This window comes from Staphylococcus coagulans (assembly GCF_002901995.1).
GTDB lineage: Bacteria > Bacillota > Bacilli > Staphylococcales > Staphylococcaceae > Staphylococcus > Staphylococcus coagulans.
The window spans coordinates 23,380-40,012 of the sequence record NZ_PPQN01000009.1 but is presented as its reverse complement, the minus strand read 5'-3'; the positions used below and the strand labels follow the sequence as shown (position 1 = coordinate 40,012).

Annotated in this window: 13 protein-coding genes and 12 tRNA genes; 24 read left to right on the top strand and 1 reads right to left on the bottom strand. The window is 35.6% G+C overall.

The genetic code is table 11. The features are described from left to right. Positions 1 to 108: 108 nt before the first annotated feature. The 23 genes from CD118_RS02000 to CD118_RS01895 all read left to right on the top strand — a co-directional run bounded on the left by CD118_RS02000 (position 109) and on the right by CD118_RS01895 (position 14,156). Positions 109 to 182: transfer RNA gene (locus tag CD118_RS02000), tRNA-Met, on the top strand. An 11-nt stretch (positions 183 to 193) separates the two neighbouring features. Continuing rightward, positions 194 to 270, top strand: a tRNA-Asp gene (locus CD118_RS01995). A 10-nt stretch (positions 271 to 280) separates the two neighbouring features. Further along, positions 281 to 353: transfer RNA gene (locus CD118_RS01990), tRNA-Phe, on the top strand. 6 nt (positions 354 to 359) lie between these two features. Continuing rightward, positions 360 to 432, top strand: a tRNA-Thr gene (locus CD118_RS01985). 9 nt (positions 433 to 441) lie between these two features. Next, a tRNA-Tyr gene (locus tag CD118_RS01980) sits at positions 442 to 525 on the top strand. 7 nt (positions 526 to 532) lie between these two features. Beyond that, positions 533 to 606: transfer RNA gene (locus CD118_RS01975), tRNA-Trp, on the top strand. Positions 607 to 608: 2 nt separating this feature from the next. Next, positions 609 to 681 (top strand) — tRNA-His (locus tag CD118_RS01970). A gap of 16 nt (positions 682 to 697) precedes the next feature. Then, a tRNA-Gln gene (locus tag CD118_RS01965) sits at positions 698 to 769 on the top strand. 8 nt (positions 770 to 777) lie between these two features. After that, positions 778 to 852, top strand: a tRNA-Cys gene (locus CD118_RS01960). A 14-nt stretch (positions 853 to 866) separates the two neighbouring features. After that, positions 867 to 941 (top strand) — tRNA-Gly (locus CD118_RS01955). A 27-nt stretch (positions 942 to 968) separates the two neighbouring features. After that, a tRNA-Gly gene (locus CD118_RS01950) sits at positions 969 to 1,042 on the top strand. Positions 1,043 to 1,077: 35 nt separating this feature from the next. Next, positions 1,078 to 1,161, top strand: a tRNA-Leu gene (locus CD118_RS01945). 775 nt (positions 1,162 to 1,936) lie between these two features. Next, positions 1,937 to 2,998 (top strand): PTS sugar transporter subunit IIC, encoded by a 1,062-nt coding sequence (locus tag CD118_RS01940; protein ID WP_103356170.1) that lies wholly within the window; start codon positions 1,937 to 1,939, stop codon positions 2,996 to 2,998. A 327-nt stretch (positions 2,999 to 3,325) separates the two neighbouring features. After that, positions 3,326 to 4,786 (top strand): ABC transporter substrate-binding protein/permease, encoded by a 1,461-nt coding sequence (locus CD118_RS01935; RefSeq protein ID WP_103356169.1) that lies wholly within the window; start codon positions 3,326 to 3,328, stop codon positions 4,784 to 4,786. After that, entirely contained in the window at positions 4,779 to 5,507 is a 729-nt protein-coding gene (locus CD118_RS01930; RefSeq protein ID WP_060829693.1) for an amino acid ABC transporter ATP-binding protein, read from the top strand. Before CD118_RS01935 ends, CD118_RS01930 begins: the two co-directional genes overlap by 8 nt. A gap of 175 nt (positions 5,508 to 5,682) precedes the next feature. Then, positions 5,683 to 6,813, top strand: a complete 1,131-nt coding sequence (gene queG / locus CD118_RS01925) for a tRNA epoxyqueuosine(34) reductase QueG (RefSeq protein WP_060829694.1) — start codon at positions 5,683 to 5,685, stop codon at positions 6,811 to 6,813. Continuing rightward, a complete protein-coding gene (gene trmL, locus CD118_RS01920; RefSeq protein ID WP_060829695.1) occupies positions 6,813 to 7,283 on the top strand; it encodes a tRNA (uridine(34)/cytosine(34)/5-carboxymethylaminomethyluridine(34)-2'-O)-methyltransferase TrmL in 471 nt (156 codons plus the stop codon). The genes queG and trmL overlap by 1 nt, the downstream gene beginning before the upstream one ends. A 179-nt stretch (positions 7,284 to 7,462) precedes the next feature. After that, complete coding sequence (locus tag CD118_RS01915; RefSeq protein WP_050330577.1) at positions 7,463 to 8,062, top strand: 6-phosphogluconolactonase; 600 nt, start codon at positions 7,463 to 7,465, stop codon at positions 8,060 to 8,062. Positions 8,063 to 8,080: 18 nt separating this feature from the next. Further along, positions 8,081 to 8,233 (top strand): SAS053 family DNA gyrase inhibitor, encoded by a 153-nt coding sequence (locus tag CD118_RS11945; RefSeq protein WP_164905412.1) that lies wholly within the window; start codon positions 8,081 to 8,083, stop codon positions 8,231 to 8,233. Between the two features lie 147 nt (positions 8,234 to 8,380). Further along, on the top strand, positions 8,381 to 8,806 hold the full coding sequence (locus CD118_RS01910; RefSeq protein WP_050330578.1) for a hypothetical protein: 426 nt from the start codon (positions 8,381 to 8,383) through the stop codon (positions 8,804 to 8,806). A gap of 171 nt (positions 8,807 to 8,977) precedes the next feature. Continuing rightward, positions 8,978 to 10,363, top strand: coding sequence for a class II fumarate hydratase (gene fumC / locus CD118_RS01905; protein ID WP_050330579.1), 1,386 nt, complete (start codon positions 8,978 to 8,980; stop codon positions 10,361 to 10,363). A 20-nt stretch (positions 10,364 to 10,383) separates the two neighbouring features. Continuing rightward, entirely contained in the window at positions 10,384 to 11,910 is a 1,527-nt protein-coding gene (ppx, locus tag CD118_RS01900; RefSeq protein WP_103356168.1) for an exopolyphosphatase, read from the top strand. A gap of 83 nt (positions 11,911 to 11,993) precedes the next feature. Further along, positions 11,994 to 14,156, top strand: a complete 2,163-nt coding sequence (locus tag CD118_RS01895; RefSeq protein ID WP_103356167.1) for an RNA degradosome polyphosphate kinase — start codon at positions 11,994 to 11,996, stop codon at positions 14,154 to 14,156. A 384-nt stretch (positions 14,157 to 14,540) separates the two neighbouring features. Here the strand turns inward: CD118_RS01895 and CD118_RS01890 are convergent, their stop codons facing one another. Next, on the bottom strand, positions 14,541 to 15,368 hold the full coding sequence (locus CD118_RS01890; RefSeq protein ID WP_060829699.1) for an RluA family pseudouridine synthase: 828 nt from the start codon (positions 15,366 to 15,368) through the stop codon (positions 14,541 to 14,543). A gap of 151 nt (positions 15,369 to 15,519) precedes the next feature. Between CD118_RS01890 and CD118_RS01885 the strand changes: the two genes are divergently transcribed. Continuing rightward, positions 15,520 to 16,623 (top strand): GAF domain-containing sensor histidine kinase, encoded by a 1,104-nt coding sequence (locus tag CD118_RS01885; protein ID WP_103356166.1) that lies wholly within the window; start codon positions 15,520 to 15,522, stop codon positions 16,621 to 16,623. The last annotated feature ends 10 nt before the right edge of the window (positions 16,624 to 16,633 follow it).

The following is a 16,633-nucleotide window of genomic DNA, read 5'->3' as shown; positions in this document are numbered from 1 at the left end:
GAGGAATACCCAAGTCTGGCTGAAGGGATCGGTCTTGAAAACCGACAGGGGCTTAACGGCTCGCGGGGGTTCGAATCCCTCTTCCTCCGCCATTATAAATATTATTACCGCGGGATGGAGCAGTTCGGTAGCTCGTCGGGCTCATAACCCGAAGGTCGGTGGTTCAAATCCGCCTCCCGCAATTATTTTTAAAGGTCCCGTAGTGGAGCGGTTTAACACGCCTGCCTGTCACGCAGGAGATCGCGGGTTCGATTCCCGTCGGGACCGCCATTTGTAATATGGTTCAGTAGCTCAGTCGGTAGAGCAAAGGACTGAAAATCCTTGTGTCGGCGGTTCGATTCCGTCCTGAACCACTTTTTGCCGGCCTAGCTCAATTGGTAGAGCAACTGACTTGTAATCAGTAGGTTGGGGGTTCAAGTCCTCTGGCCGGCATTATGTCTTGGAGGGGTAGCGAAGTGGCTAAACGCGGCGGACTGTAAATCCGCTCCTTCGGGTTCGGCAGTTCGAATCTGCCCCCCTCCACCATATCAATAGGGGCATAGTTCAACGGTAGAATAGAGGTCTCCAAAACCTTTGATGTGGGTTCGATTCCTACTGCCCCTGCCATGGCGGTTGTGGCGAAGTGGTTAACGCATCGGATTGTGGTTCCGACACTCGTGGGTTCGATTCCCATCAACCGCCCTTTATTTAAAATTAATGGGCTATAGCCAAGCGGTAAGGCAACGGACTTTGACTCCGTCACGCGCTGGTTCGAATCCAGCTAGCCCAGTTACTTTTGGCGGCATAGCCAAGTGGTAAGGCCGAGGTCTGCAAAACCTCTATTCACCGGTTCAAATCCGGTTGCCGCCTCCATTGATATGACATATGCGGGAGTAGTTCAATTTTTAGAACACTTTCCTTCCCGGAAAGAGGTATAGGTGTAAGTCCTATCTTCCGCTCCATTATTTAAAATAACAATTGCATATCATGCGGGAGTAGTTCAATTCTAGAACACTTTCCTTCCCGGAAAGAGGTATAGGTGCAAGTCCTATCTTCCGCTCCATTTTCCAATAGTAGTATTGGATTTTTTTAGATTATGCCGGTGTGGCGGAATTGGCAGACGCGCGGGACTCAAAATCCCGTGTCTTCACAGACGTGTCGGTTCGACCCCGACCACCGGTATAGATTAAAGCCCTTAAACGTTGTATTTAGGGGCTTTTTATGTTGCCTGTTTTTAACTGAGAATCCAGTTTAATATCAAACTGATGAAGCTCCTTTATTTGGCTCTCTTAAATAGGATTGATTATCGCAATATAGAGGTTAAGCAGCATCATGTTGCTTAATCTCTTTTTTGGGATGACTTACAGAAAGTTTCATACATAAAATGATGCGTCTGTGAATATATTAAAAGTTTGGTTCTACATTAAAGAAAAAGTTTAGCAAATTGATTTGCTTAACTTCTTTTTGATAACTCTAGAGTGTATCAATACAAAAGCACAGCTCTATAATAAATCGAATTGAAGTTGAATTAGCTTCCTATTCTTTTTTCTTGTTTTTTATACGCTTATTGTAATCACGCTCAGACGATAAAATTAAATTGAATTTGTTTTAGTCTCTATTCTCTACATATCTATTGTTAAAGGGAATAAAATAGAATTATACTAGAATTGTAGTGATCATTTGAAAATCATTGAGGATAGTTAAATTCATAATGAAATGATTCAAACTATAAAGTTATTTTGAAAGGGCACAAATGTGCACTTCATTGTGGGTACCGGGTTTATATAATGATAAATTTTAGTAGAGTATTAAACTTTATGAGCTTTATAGTTGATGATGTAATGACTTTTAGAAAATTTATAATACAAAAAATGATTTAAAATCTATATTTACATATTGTTTCATTTTTTATCTTATATTATGATAAAGCTATTCTTAATAGAGGAGGACACAACAAGTGACTTCAAAAGAAAAAACAAGTAACAAGTCTTTTTTCAGTGTGATTTTAAATGCTGTTGCAGCAGGTGTGGTCATAGCATTATTACCAAATGCATTTTTAGGTGAATTGCTTAAATTTTTTAAAGAAGGTCAGCCCCTCCTTGAGCAACTCCATCAAATTGTGACCGTGATTCAGTCGTTTATGCCATTTATTATTGGTGCACTGGCTGCGCATGCGTTTAAATATTCTGGATCAGGTGTTGTATTTACTGGTACTTCAGCAATGATTGGCTCGGGTGTCATTCAATTTAAAGGGAGTCATTTTATTTTACAAGGTGTTGGGGACATTATTAATGTCATGTTGATCGTAATGCTCACTTGTTTCTTATTTAAAGTGTTAGACGGCAAATTTGGCTCACTCGATATGATTATTTTACCTGTTATGATTCCTGTATTTTCAGGTATTGTCGGTCTATTAACACTGCCTTATATAAGCCGTATTACAGGTGCTTTAGGTAAAATGATTCAAACTTTTACGGAGCTAAACCCGCTTATAATGAGTATTCTTATTGCAGTAACCTTTGCGTTATTAATGGTGACGCCCATTTCTCTTGTTGCTATAGCGACGGCGGTATCGTTGAGTGGCTTAGCGAGTGGGGCAGGCAATATGGGTATTGTTGCTGCGAGTATGACATTTTTGGTTGGTTCATTGCGTGTGAATAAAGCAGGTGTTCTCGTTGTTCTTATTATTGGTGCTACAAAAATGATGATTCCTGTTTATTTCAAACATCCAATTATTATGATTCCTCTTACAATAAACGGCATCGTTTCAGGACTAATTACCTACCTTATTGGTATTAAAGGAACACCTATGTCTGCGGGATTTGGTTACTCTGGATTTGTAGGTCCGATTAATGCATTTAACCGTATGGATGGAGATCCAACGATGAATATGATTTTACTCCTATTTGGTTATTTTATTGTTCCATTTACGGTCGCGTGGTTTGTTCATCAAGTGTGTAAAAATATTTTACCAGGTTATCGTGATGATATTTATCGTTTTGAGATTCCGAAACAATAAACACTATTCTTTATGGAATACATAAACAAATACATATAGTGCAATATAATTAGAGAGACTGAGTTGTCGTCATATAGGACGTAATCTCAGTCTTTTTTACTTTCTATTTTTCTTTACTTTCTTACTGCAATACGATAGTTTTTTGTTCATTTTTTATGAATTTCCCACAATTATCACCCAATTGACTTTTAATAATAAGATGGGAATGTATACAAAAATCATATAAGCTAGTGACCTCACTATAAACTGTACGTTCTTAAAATTTGTTATTGCATAAACTTACGTAAATATGTATAATAATGAATAAATTTAAAAGGAGGTCCTGAGATGAAGTATTTGGGGAAGCTAATTACAGCACTATTTATAGTTGTGTCACTTATATGTCAATCGCCTCTTGTACACGTATCAAAAGCTGCAAGCGAGGATCAATGGCAAGTCATTAAAAAAAGAGGTGTTTTGAAGGTTGGACTTTCAGCAGATTATGCACCAATGGAATTTGAAAGAACAGTTCATGGTGAGAGGGAATATGCAGGTATCGATATTGAACTTGCGAAAAAAATTGCCAAGGATAATGGCGTTAAATTGAAAATTGTGAATATGCAATTTGATAGTTTATTAGGGGCTATAAAAACGGGAAAAATCGACATGATTATTTCGGGTATGACGCCGACGGATGAGCGTAAAAAAGAAGTTGATTTTTCAGATAACTACATGACTGTTCAGCAAAAAGTAGTTATTCGTAAAAAAGATAAAGCACATTATCAAACTTTGGATGATTTAAAAGGGAAGAGAATTGGAGTCCAAAAACAAACGACGCAAGAAGAGTTAGCAAAAAATGAAATTGAAGATGCCGATATTCAATCTTTAACACGATTACCAGAAGTTATTTTATCATTAAAGAGTAATAAAGTAGATGCAATTGTTATGGACAGTGCTGTCAGCAAAGCTTATTTAACACAAAATGATGACCTTACTTTTTCTAACGCAGCATTTGCGGATTCTGACAAACCTACAGCTATTGCCATACCTAAACATTCTCCGGAGTTAATGGATAAGGTTAATCAAACAATTGCAGATGTAAAAGATCAACATCTAATGCCAAAATACGAGAAAATAGCTGCGGATGCGATGCAAAATGATGGTAACTTTTTTTCTAAATACGGTACATTTTTTGTAACTGGTTTAAAAAGTACAATTTTGATTTCAATCATCGGTGTAATCTTAGGGGCAGTTTTAGGCGCAATCATTGCATTAATGAAAATTAGTTCAATCAAGCCATTAAAATGGATTGCTTCTTTTTACATTGAGTTTTTACGGGGAACCCCTTTACTTGTACAAGTATTTTTAGTGTTTTTCGGTACGACTGCAGTTTTGGGTCTCGATATTTCCGCTTTTATATGTGGTGCCGTAGCTTTAGTCATTAATTGTTCTGCTTATATTGCAGAAATTATACGTGCTGGTATTAATGCTGTTGATAAAGGTCAAACGGAAGCGGCGAGAAGTTTAGGTTTGAGTTACGCTCAAACGATGAAAACAGTGATTATGCCACAAGCGATTAAAAATATTCTACCTGCTTTAGGGAATGAATTTGTAACTGTAATCAAAGAATCATCAATCGTATCCGTTATTGGTGTTAGTGAAATTATGTTCAATGCACAAGTGGTACAAGGTGCCTCATTTGATCCATTTACACCGTTACTCATTGCAGCTGTATTATATTTTGTATTAACGTTCACACTTTCACGTTTGATGTATTTTGTTGAAGGGAGAATGAGAGTCAGTGATTAAAATTAAACAATTAAGTAAAACGTATGGAAACAATGAAGTTTTAGCACAGATCGATATGGAAGTTCATAAGGGGGAAGTCGTTGCTATTATCGGGCCCTCTGGTAGTGGTAAAAGTACTTTATTACGCTGTATGAATTTATTAGAAGTTCCTACAAAAGGAAGTGTCATTTTTGAAGGAAGAGATTTAACGGAAAAAGGGACGAAAGTTGATGAACTACGTCAAAAAATGGGAATGGTTTTCCAAAATTTTAATTTATTCCCGCATAAGAAAGTAATTGATAATATTATTTTAGCCCCAAGTTTATTGAAAAAAAGCGACAAAGCATTTTTAAAGGCCCATGCGCTCGATTTATTAGACAAAGTTGGTCTTAAAGATAAAGCTGAGGCCTATCCGAATCAATTGTCTGGCGGACAGAAGCAAAGGGTTGCGATTGCACGTGCACTTGCTATGAATCCTGATGTTTTATTGTTTGATGAACCTACATCAGCGCTTGATCCCGAAGTTGTCGGGGAAGTGTTGACTGTAATGAAATCTTTAGCAAAAGAAGGGATGACTATGGTGGTTGTAACACACGAAATGGACTTTGCCAAAAACGTGAGTGATCGTGTGATATTCATGGCGGATGGCCATATTGTTGAAGATGGACCTTCTCATGAAGTTTTTGAAAATCCGCAACATCAACGGACGCAAAACTTTTTAAAACGTGTATTAGTTAAATAATGATGTATAAATAATTTGAATGGCGTAAGTAATGACAATAACCTAACAATGGGTGAGTATGCACGCCATTCTTTATTATTTTGTGCTTATTTGAATAAAAAGAACTTGAATGAATTACAACGCAGGTCTAGAAAGATATGTTAAAATAGTGTGGTGACTTTTAAGGGGTGAGTTTATGGATGTCTTACAATTAAAAGAAGAAATAATAGAATATGCCTACAGTATAGGTATTAATCGTATCGGTTTTACGACAGCTGATCCGTTTGATGAGTTGAAGCAAAAATTAGTGGATTACCATGCGAAAGGGTATGCATCTGGATTTGAAGAATCAGATATTGCTTTAAGAACAGAGCCTAAGTTATCATTACCCACAGCAAAATCTATTATTGCCATCTCAGTAGGATATCCAAACAAACTAAAAAATGCGCCTAAAAGTATTCGCGGAGACCGACGTGGTATGTTTGCGCGGGCCTCTTGGGGACAAGATTATCATACCATTATGCGAAAGCGTTTAGATAAGTTAGCCAAATTTATCCAAGCTAAAGTGCCCGATGCAGAAATGATGTCTATGGTAGATACGGGTGTTTTATCTGATAGAGCTGTTGCTGAACGTGCAGGATTAGGATTTGTAGGTAGAAATGGTTTTGTGATTCATCCTGATTTAGGAACGTGGACCTATTTAGGTGAAATGTTAGTGAATATCCCATTTCCTCCTGATGATCCAATCATGGAGAGTTGTGGCGATTGTACAATATGTGTCGATCGTTGTCCAACTGGCGCACTTGTTGGTGATGGTCAATTAAACAGTCAAAAATGTATTAGTTTTTTAACACAAACAAAAGGCTATTTGCCCGATGAATATCGTTATAAAATTGGAAATCGTTTATACGGCTGTGACACTTGTCAGCAGGTTTGCCCTAAAAATAGAGGGATTAATATTGAGCAAGATGATATTATATTAGAACCAGAAATTTTAAAACCAAGATTAGTACCGTTATTGAAAATGAATAATAAAACATTTAAAAATACGTTTGGTCATCTTGCAGGTGCTTGGCGTGGCAAAAAACCTATCCAACGTAATGCCATTATAGCATTAGCACATTTTAAAGAAGAGGATGCGATTCCAGATTTAAAAGAGGTCGCAGAAAATGATCCGAGACCGCTTATTCGAGCAACTGCTTTTTGGGCGATTGGTCAAATTCAAGGCGATTTAGCCAAATCTTATATTATGGCACACTATGAAAATGAAGATGAAGAAGTACAAGTTGAAATGTTAAAAGGCTTAGAAATGAGGAGAGATGGATAATGTCAATTCATGTCGTATTATACCAACCAGAAATACCTGCAAATACAGGAAATATTGCACGTACATGTGCAGCAACAGATACAAAATTACACTTAATTCGACCATTAGGTTTTAGCACAGATGACAAAATGTTAAAACGTGCAGGTTTAGATTATTGGAAATATGTTTCAATTACATATTATGATAATATTGAATCATTTTTCGAACAAACAGCGGGGCAGTATTTCTTACTCACTAAATTTGGTTCGAAAAATCATACCTCACAAGATTTTTCAGATCCTAATGAGGATTATTATTTCATATTTGGAAAAGAAACAACGGGCTTACCGGATTGGGTCAAAGAAAAATATGAAAGTACAGCTTTACGTATTCCGATGAATGAAAATGTCCGTGCCCTGAATCTATCAAATACAGCTGCTATTTTAGTATATGAGGCATTGAGACAACAAAATTATCCGAATTTACAATAGTTCTGTCAATCAACATGATAAGACAGCTATCACAAGAATTTAATTACTAAAAAGGTTATAATTGAAAGTGAACATGAGTCAGCATGATGCCTAATGAATGATGTTTTAATATATTGATAAAATGGGTATGTAGGTATTAATGTTATAGACTAGTAAGGACAATAGAGGAGTGTAAGATAATGGCAATGAATTTTAAAGTATTTAAAGATGCAGAAACAGTGGCAACATATACAGCAGATATCTTAAGAAAACAGCTTAATAATAATCCTACCTCAATTGTAGGTGTCCATTTAAATGAAGACCAAGCGCCAGTTTTAGATTATTTAAAACAAGATGTTGATCGTCATAGTGTCGACTTTAGTCAAATTCATATCTTGGACTATGATAAGCAAGCGTCATTTTTTAAATCATTAGGCGTACCAGAGAAACAAGTGCACGAAGTTCCAGATGATGACAATGTAGAATCATTTATTGCGCATCATGCTAAAACGAAAGATAATAAAGGGAAATTAACGTTACAAATATTAACTATTGATGAAAACGGACAAATTGGGTTACCAATGAATGATGCCGTAATGCCAGCGCGTGAAATCATTGTTGTAGTCACAGGCTCAAATAAAGCGGCACAAGTTCAAAAATTATATGAAGAAAATGGTAATACGAGCTTTATACCGTCAACATTAAAAACACATCGTATGGTGACTATTGTCCTTGATGAAGCGGCTGCACAAGGTTTACCAGATGATGTTAGAGCCTATTTTACTTCATTATATGCATAAATTAGAGGTGGCAATTTAATGAAAGAAGATCAAAAACAATATGAAAATGAAATGGTAGAAGGTTTTGATGATGTCGTTGAATTGGGCAAAGAGATGGAACAAATCTCAGAAAAAAATGATCAAGATAAATTAAATCAAGATCATGATGCTGATATTCGATCAGATAAGTAATCTTTTAATCAAATCTACACATATTGCCTTTATAAGATAGAAAACAGGGCGAAAGTTGATTGTAAACTTTCGCCTTGTTTTGTCGTTGAGCTGTAATAAAATATGATAAAATAAGGGCGCTATAGAAAAATTTGAAAGGTGACATACATGAAATTATATCGTAAATGGGGATTGCTACTCGTATTATCAACAATCATTAATCTATTGTCTATTAAAGCATTTCCGCTTGCTTTAGGAACTTTATATTTACCTGTGTTGTTCAAAGTTGTTCAACTCCAACTCAATCTATCCGATGGTCTTATTGATGACCGCGCTGCCAGCGCGCAAACTTTTGTAAGAGCAAATCAAAAAGGTATTGTTATTAGTGTGATTTGCTGTATTGCGATTACTGTGGCATTGACGCTATATCTTGCTGACTTTTATCAACAATTACAAGGTTTTTGGGGGCTATTAATCGACCTTAGTCCAATAACAATGGTGGTTGGATTGATTTTATATTTATTATCTGCAATTGCTATTGTTCAAGCTGTAAAAATTAAATTTCTTAATCATAATAAAGAAGACAAGGCATAAGCCTTACTTATTTCGTCATCCTTAAAAAAGTAGTCTGTTACGCGTTAATTCTATTAACCGCTGCGCAAACTACTTTTTTGTTTTATCTCAGAAACAGAATTGAATGGGCATTTCAATTAATGCTATAATTTAATTGAAGAATAACATTCTAATTAAAGGGGAGCGAGATCAATGTCAGTAAGAATTGAACACGATACATTTGGTGAAATTGAAGTGCCAGCAGATAAATATTGGGGTGCGCAAACACAACGTAGTAAGCAAAATTTTCCAGTCGGTAAAGAGAAGATGCCTATCGAAGTGATATATGGTTTTGCACAATTAAAACGTGCAGCGGCACTTGCAAACCATGAATTAGGAAAACTCAGTGATGCTAAAAAAGATGCCATTATTTATGCTTGTGAACGTATATTAAAGGGTGAGTTAGATGAACATTTCCCATTAGTAGTATGGCAGACAGGAAGCGGCACGCAAAGCAATATGAATGTTAACGAAGTCGTAAGCCACGTTGCAAATGAATATTTAGCGTCTAAAGGCATCGATGAAAAAATACATCCTAATGATGATGTGAACAAATCTCAAAGTTCTAACGATACTTTTCCAACTGCCATGCATGTTGCTTTATATCATCAAGTAGAGACGCAATTAGAACCAGCAATAAAACGCTTAAGAGATACTTTCTATCAAAAAGAACAAGCATTTAAAGATATTATTAAAATCGGACGTACCCATTTACAAGATGCTACACCTATTACACTCGGTCAAGAAGTGAGTGGATGGCGCTATATGTTAGAGGTATGTGACAATTTATTAGCAGAATCTAAAAAACATATTCTCAATTTAGCGATTGGTGGTACTGCAGTCGGTACAGGTATTAATGCACATCCCGAATTCGGTAATAAAGTAGCCGCTTATATTTCAGAAAATACAGGTTATTCGTTTGTTTCTTCTGAAAATAAATTCCATGCTTTAACAGCACATGATGAAGTTGTTCAATTGCACGGTACACTTAAAGCCTTAGCTGCTGATTTAATGAAAATTGCCAACGACATTAGATGGTTAGCTTCAGGCCCACGTGCAGGCTTAGCAGAGATTTCTATTCCTGAAAATGAACCAGGCTCTTCCATTATGCCGGGTAAAGTTAATCCAACACAATGTGAAATGTTGACTATGGTGGCTGTTCAAGTCATGGGTAATGATACTGTAGTAGGTATTTCAAGTTCACAAGGTAACTTTGAACTAAACGTTTTCAAACCTGTGATTTTGCATAATACATTACAATCTATTTATTTATTAGCAGATGGAATGAACACGTTTAATGATAATTGTGCAGTAGGAATTGAACCGATTGAATCACATATTGATGATTATCTTAACCGTTCATTAATGCTTGTAACTGCTTTAAATCCTCATATCGGTTATGAGAATGCAGCAGCCATTGCTAAGAAAGCCCATAAAGAAGGTTTGACATTAAAAGAAGCAGCAATTCAATCCGGACATTTAACAGAAGCGCAATTTGATGAATGGATTAAACCCGAAAACATGGTTCATCCTAAATAGTTTGGAGGCATTTTTAAAGCATGGAACGAAACGGTTTAATAGATATTGGTTCGAATACGATTCGCTTGGTTATTTTTCAATATGATGAACGTACAGGGTTAAATGAAATTCAAAACATTAAAACACCTGCAAGGTTAAGTCAATATTTGGACGATGATCAGAATATGACACAAGAAGGTATTGATGTATTGACGACCGCACTGCGCAGTTTTAAAACAGTTGCAGATAAATTTAAAGTTAAACATTTATATCCTATCGCAACTGCAGCAATACGACAATCTAAAAATCAACCTCAAATTTTAAAATCAATTCAAAAAGAGCTGGGTATTAAAGTCATTGTCATTCCTGAAGAGGATGAGGCGTTTTATGGTGCATATGCTGTGACCCATACAACAAGTATTCAAAATGGGATCACAGTTGATATCGGTGGTGGATCTACTGAATTGACATTGTTCGAAGATAAAAATATTAAACAAGCCATCAGTTTTCCGTTTGGGGTTGTTACTTTAATCAGAATGTTTTTTGAAGGCAAGGAGCATAATGATAAAGATGCAATTAAAAAAATGGAGAAGTTTCTGAAAGGTGAATTTGAAAAAGTAGATTGGATTCAAAATAAAGAGGTTAAATTAATCGGTATTGGAGGATCGGCACGTAACTGTGCGCGTGTACATCAAGCAGGACATAATTATCCTATTGCTGGTGTTCATGGTTACACGATGGCACATGAAGATCTGAAAGAAGTTTATCAAAAACTGAAGAAATATACACGTGATGAATTATTAAATTTAGATGGGCTGAGCCGAGATCGTGTCGATATAATATTGCCGGCAGTTGCAGTATTTAACGTGCTTTTTGATATGATTCATGCAAAAGCATTTACTTTCTCTAGAAAAGGTATTCGTGAAGGCTTTATTATGAATCAAATTGCTAAAAAGCATAAAAATGAATTTAATAAAGCTAATGTGCTAAGTGATGCTTTGAGACACCTTGCGAACGAATACAAAATTGAAGAAACAGGTGCACAACAACGCGTTAAACTTGCACAATCATTACTTAATCAACTCTCAGAAGCCAAAAAATTGAACTTTGAGGTATCATCAAAGCAAGCTTTTCTTGAAGCGGCATATATTTATTATCTCGGTAAATTTATTGATGCAGATTCAAGCTCACAACATACGTACTATATCATTGCCAATTCAAGTATTAATGGTTTATCTCACAAGGAACGTGTACGTCTTGCGCTATTAGCAAGCTATAAAAATAAAACGTTGTTAAAAATATATAGTGATGAGACGAAATGGTTTAGCGATGATGAACTTTCTGAGATTCAAACATTGGGTGGTGTGATTAAGTTTACAAATGCTCTTAATATTTCGAATACAAATAGTGTGAGTCGCGTTGAGTTAAAACATAATAAAGACGCTTATGATTTAAATGTTTATTATAAAGGCGAACCCATCGCCGAGTCATACCAAGCCAATCGTCAGAAAAAGCATATTGAAAAAGTGCTTAAAACTAAAATTAATATTGTGTTTACAAAATCTTGAAAAATGACTTTAGATTTTTATGTTACGCTAAGAACATAAATGAAGTGATGTTTCGTAGAAGATTAATGGGGTGAACAAATAAAGTGACTATTGAAAAGGGAAGTTTTGATATTAATCATCCGGAGTATTATAACAATCGTGAAGTGAGCTGGTTAGACTTTAATTATAGAGTATTGCAAGAAGCCTGCGATCATCAAAACCCATTGATAGAGCAACTCAAATTTATTGCCATAGCAAGTTCTAACTTAGATGAATTTTTTATGGTTCGTGTTGCAGGTTTAAAAGATCAAGTTAAAATGGGCTTCGATAAACCTGAAAATAAAACACAGCTCACACCACAAGAGCAACTTAAGGAAATTGAAAAGAAAAATCGTCAGAATGTAAAATTCCAATATGAACGTTTTAATACGCTCGTAGAACAATTAAAAACACACAATATCTATTTTAGTAAACCTGAATCTTTGAGCGAATCGCTTAAAGAAAAATTAGAAAGCATCTTTTTATCAAACATTTTGCCAACACTGACACCGTTGGGAATTGATGCTTATCGGCCGTTTCCAAAATTAAATAATAAAACACTCAATATATTTGTAGATATTGACACAGGTAATGAGATCAATGCAGCGATCGTTCAAATACCGACGCTTCTTAAACGATTTATTACAGTTAATGAAGGCAGCAAGCAATATATTGTTTTAGTTGAAGATTTGATTTCCTTTTTCATGGGTCACCTCTTTAAAGGGTATGAAATACTGAATACCTATACTTTTAGAATTACAAGAAATGCGGATTTAACCATTCATGAAGATGGCGCAGAAGATTTACTTATAGAAATCGAGCGCTTTCTAAAAGAACGAAAAAGTGGTGCTGCGGTGAGATTGGAAATAGACAACCGTGAACCGTGTGATATGAATATGGACTGGTTAATCGATACGTTAGAACTAGAACAGCAAGATGTCTATTACACAGACGGGCCACTCGATTTGACGTTTGTTTTTGAGTTGGTAGATCACTTATCACATAAATTAAAATCATTAACTTATCCGGCTTATACACCACAAATCCCGCAATCACTCGGACGTCATAATATTTATGACTTAGCAATGAAAAGAGATATTTTCTTCCATCACCCATATGAATCATTTGATCCAATTGTTGACTTTATTAAGGAAGCTTCAGAGGACCCTAACACGTTAGCGATTAAACAAACTTTGTATCGTGTAAGTAGTGATTCGCCTATTATCGAAGCGCTTAAACACGCTGCAGAAAATGGAAAGCAAGTGACCGTTCTGGTCGAGCTCAAGGCGCGCTTTGATGAAGAAAACAATGTTCATTGGGCAAAAATGTTGGAAGAGGCAGGGTGTCACGTCATGTACGGGATGACGCACCTTAAAACGCATAGTAAAATCACACTTGTTGTCAAAAGAATTAATCATCAGTTAGTTCCGTTTGTTCATCTAGGAACAGGAAACTACAACGATAAAACCGCAAAATTATATACCGATATGGGTATCATTACAACTGATCCTGAAATTGGTGAGGATGCAATGAATTTCTTTAATTATTTAAGTGGTTATTCGGTGAAACCGGACTATCATAAGTTGATTGTGGCACCTTATGAAATAAGAGATTCTTTTATTGAGCGTATCGATCAAGAAATAGAAAGTCATCGCCAATTTGGCAATGGTAAAATGATGATGAAAATGAACTCTCTAACTGATAAAGCGTTAATTAAAAAATTATTTGAAGCGTCTCAAGCAGGTGTAGAAGTCAAATTAATCATTCGTGGAATTTGTTGCTTGAAACCAGGGATACCTGGCGTTAGTGACAACATAGAAGTTGTCAGCATTGTTGGACGTCTTTTAGAACATTCTCGAATCTATTACTTCTATAATAATGGAGATGAAAAAATTTATCTGTCTTCAGCTGATATGATGACGCGCAATATGATTAAACGGGTTGAAATTTTATTCCCTATATTGAACAAACAAATTGCGAAGCGGTTAGTTGAATTTTTAAATCTTCAATTATCGGATAATCAAAAAGGACGTTATCAAGATTCGCAGGGTGTTTATCATTACATTGAAAATGATTTAGAACCATTGAACTCACAAGAGTATTTGATGCAAGAAGCAAAAGATTATGGCGTAAAACTTGCTGAATCAAATGTAATTAAAATGGGACAACCTGTAAAATCAAAACGAAATTGGATTAATCGTGTCAAAAATCATTTGAAGCGGAAATAATATACACAAAAGTGAAGCTTTAACTTTTCAAAGAAGGGGACAGAAATCATCGTGATTAGGCTGTCCTCTTTTTGTTTACAATGTGCAAAGAAGCTAGGACATAAAATCTTCGATACCCACACGTTTCGATAAATCGCTACTAAGAATCAAAATAGATGTTTTTAATCATCGTACCAGAAATATTGATAACGAGGCGCATGAGCGTACATAACGAGATAAAGATTACAGGCTGGTGCTGTACCATTGGATAGGGAAATCATTTCATACAAGCTTTTATCATCAAAATAAAGCGCTAAGGTGATTTTTAGTGAAATTCATCTTAGCGCAATTTGTTTTTAGGATTGATGTTCCAGTCTTTTAATGTTTATGTTATAAAATTGAGCGTTATTTAATATCATCCGTTGTGACAGAGATGAGTTGTTGAGTAAGTGGGTGTTGGAATTCAATTTGATAACTTTCTAATTGTAATTGTCTTAACTTAGAATCGCTGTACAACGGATCTCCTAAAACAGGATGACCTATTTCAGCAAGGTGAACACGAATTTGATGCGTACGACCAGTATCGAGTTTAAGTTTGACTTCACATACACCTTCTTTGATCATTTTTGATTCTAGAATATGTGTGACTGCACGTTGACCTGTATTCGAAATACGTCTTTTATTCGGATGGAATTTGTCTTTTCCAATCGGCATATCAATAGTTTGTGGTTTAATTGGTAATAAAGCCTTTACTTGGGCTTTATAAATGCGGTGAATTGTATTATCTTCTAACATACGGTCGAGTATCTTTTTAACAATTGGATGTTTAGCAACGATTAATAGCCCCACTGTTTCTTGGTCAAGCCGATGAATAGGTTCTACGTAGTCACAATTTAAAGTATAGATGATATGATTCATCAAGGTGTTACTTTCTTTCAAGTCATTGGGATGTGTTTTCACACCTTTAGGTTTATATACAATCGCTAAATATTCATCTTCGTAAACAATTTGTGCATAGCGATAACTAGGTAAATATTGACTCTTCACAGGCTCGTCTGGGATTGAGACGACATCTCCCGATGAAACGGTTTGCTGAAATTGTGCGGGTTGACCATTAACAGTAATGGCTTTAGACATATTCAACAAATGGAGTTCTTTTTTAGGTAGTTTTAATGATTTAAAAATGTCTCGGATAGACATTTGATCAAACGATTCAGCAACTGAAAATTTCATAGTATCCTCCTTAATTGTTTCTATCATACCATAAATCAGTATAGTGTTGATGGTTTTTAAAGGGAAAGCGGTATGTGTATAATAAAACTAAATACATATTTTTTGCTCTTATATTTTAAATTTTAAAAAGTGGAAGAGAGGTGTGTACGAAGTGGAAAAACCAACTCGATTAGCGTTATTAAAAGAAATCGCTGAATTTCTCAATGAAGAGACAGAATTACAATCGATGCTTGATGGCGCTTTAGATTATTTGGTAAAGGGGAGTGATTTCACAACGGGATGGATATTTTTTATTGATACGGGAGGTTATCATACATTAGAAGCACAACGCTCGCTACCACCAGCACTTACGCATCATCATTGTAAATATATGACAGAAGGTTCATGCTGGTGTGTTCAATCTTATCATAATCAAAAATTGACGAAAGCCTCTAACATTATTAACTGTTCTCGTATTAACTTAGCCAGTCGTGAATTTAGTACAGAAACGGATAATATAACGCATCACGCGACAGTTCCGTTAAGGTCAGGCAATGAGCAATTTGGTTTATTAAATGTTGCGACACCTTTTACAACACATTACAGTGATGAAGATCTAGAACTTTTAGAATCAGTCGCTTTTCAAATTGGTTCAGCGATTAAAAGAATTGACTTGAATAACCAAGAAAAAGAGGCCGCGCGTATTAATGAACGTAATCGATTGGCTCGAGATTTACATGACTCAGTGAATCAAATGTTGTTTTCTTTAAAATTAACTGCACATGCAGCAGGGCAAATGTCTGAAGAAGAAACATCTCAACGTGCTTTTGCCCAAATTGAACAGACAAGTCAAAATGCGGTTAATGAGATGAGAGCTTTAATTTGGCAATTAAAACCAGTGGGGTTAGAGCAAGGGATTGTCCACGCACTTAAAAATTATGCGAAACTAATCGATTTAGAAATCGACATTACTGTTCATGGTTTGATTGACTTAGAAAACAAAATTGAGACACATATTTATCGCGTCATTCAAGAAGCAATGAATAATACAAAAAAGCACGCCAATACATCAAAAATTACGGTAGTCCTTAATCAATCTGATGATATGCTAACCGTTGATATTTCGGACGAAGGAAAGGGGTTTGACGTTGCGCGTATCGATGTTTACGATAAGCACGGATTATCGAATATGAGGCAACGTATTAAAATGATAAAAGGAACGATGCATATTGACAGTCGTCAAGGGACATCGATTAAAATTAAGATACCACTTTAACATCAAAGGG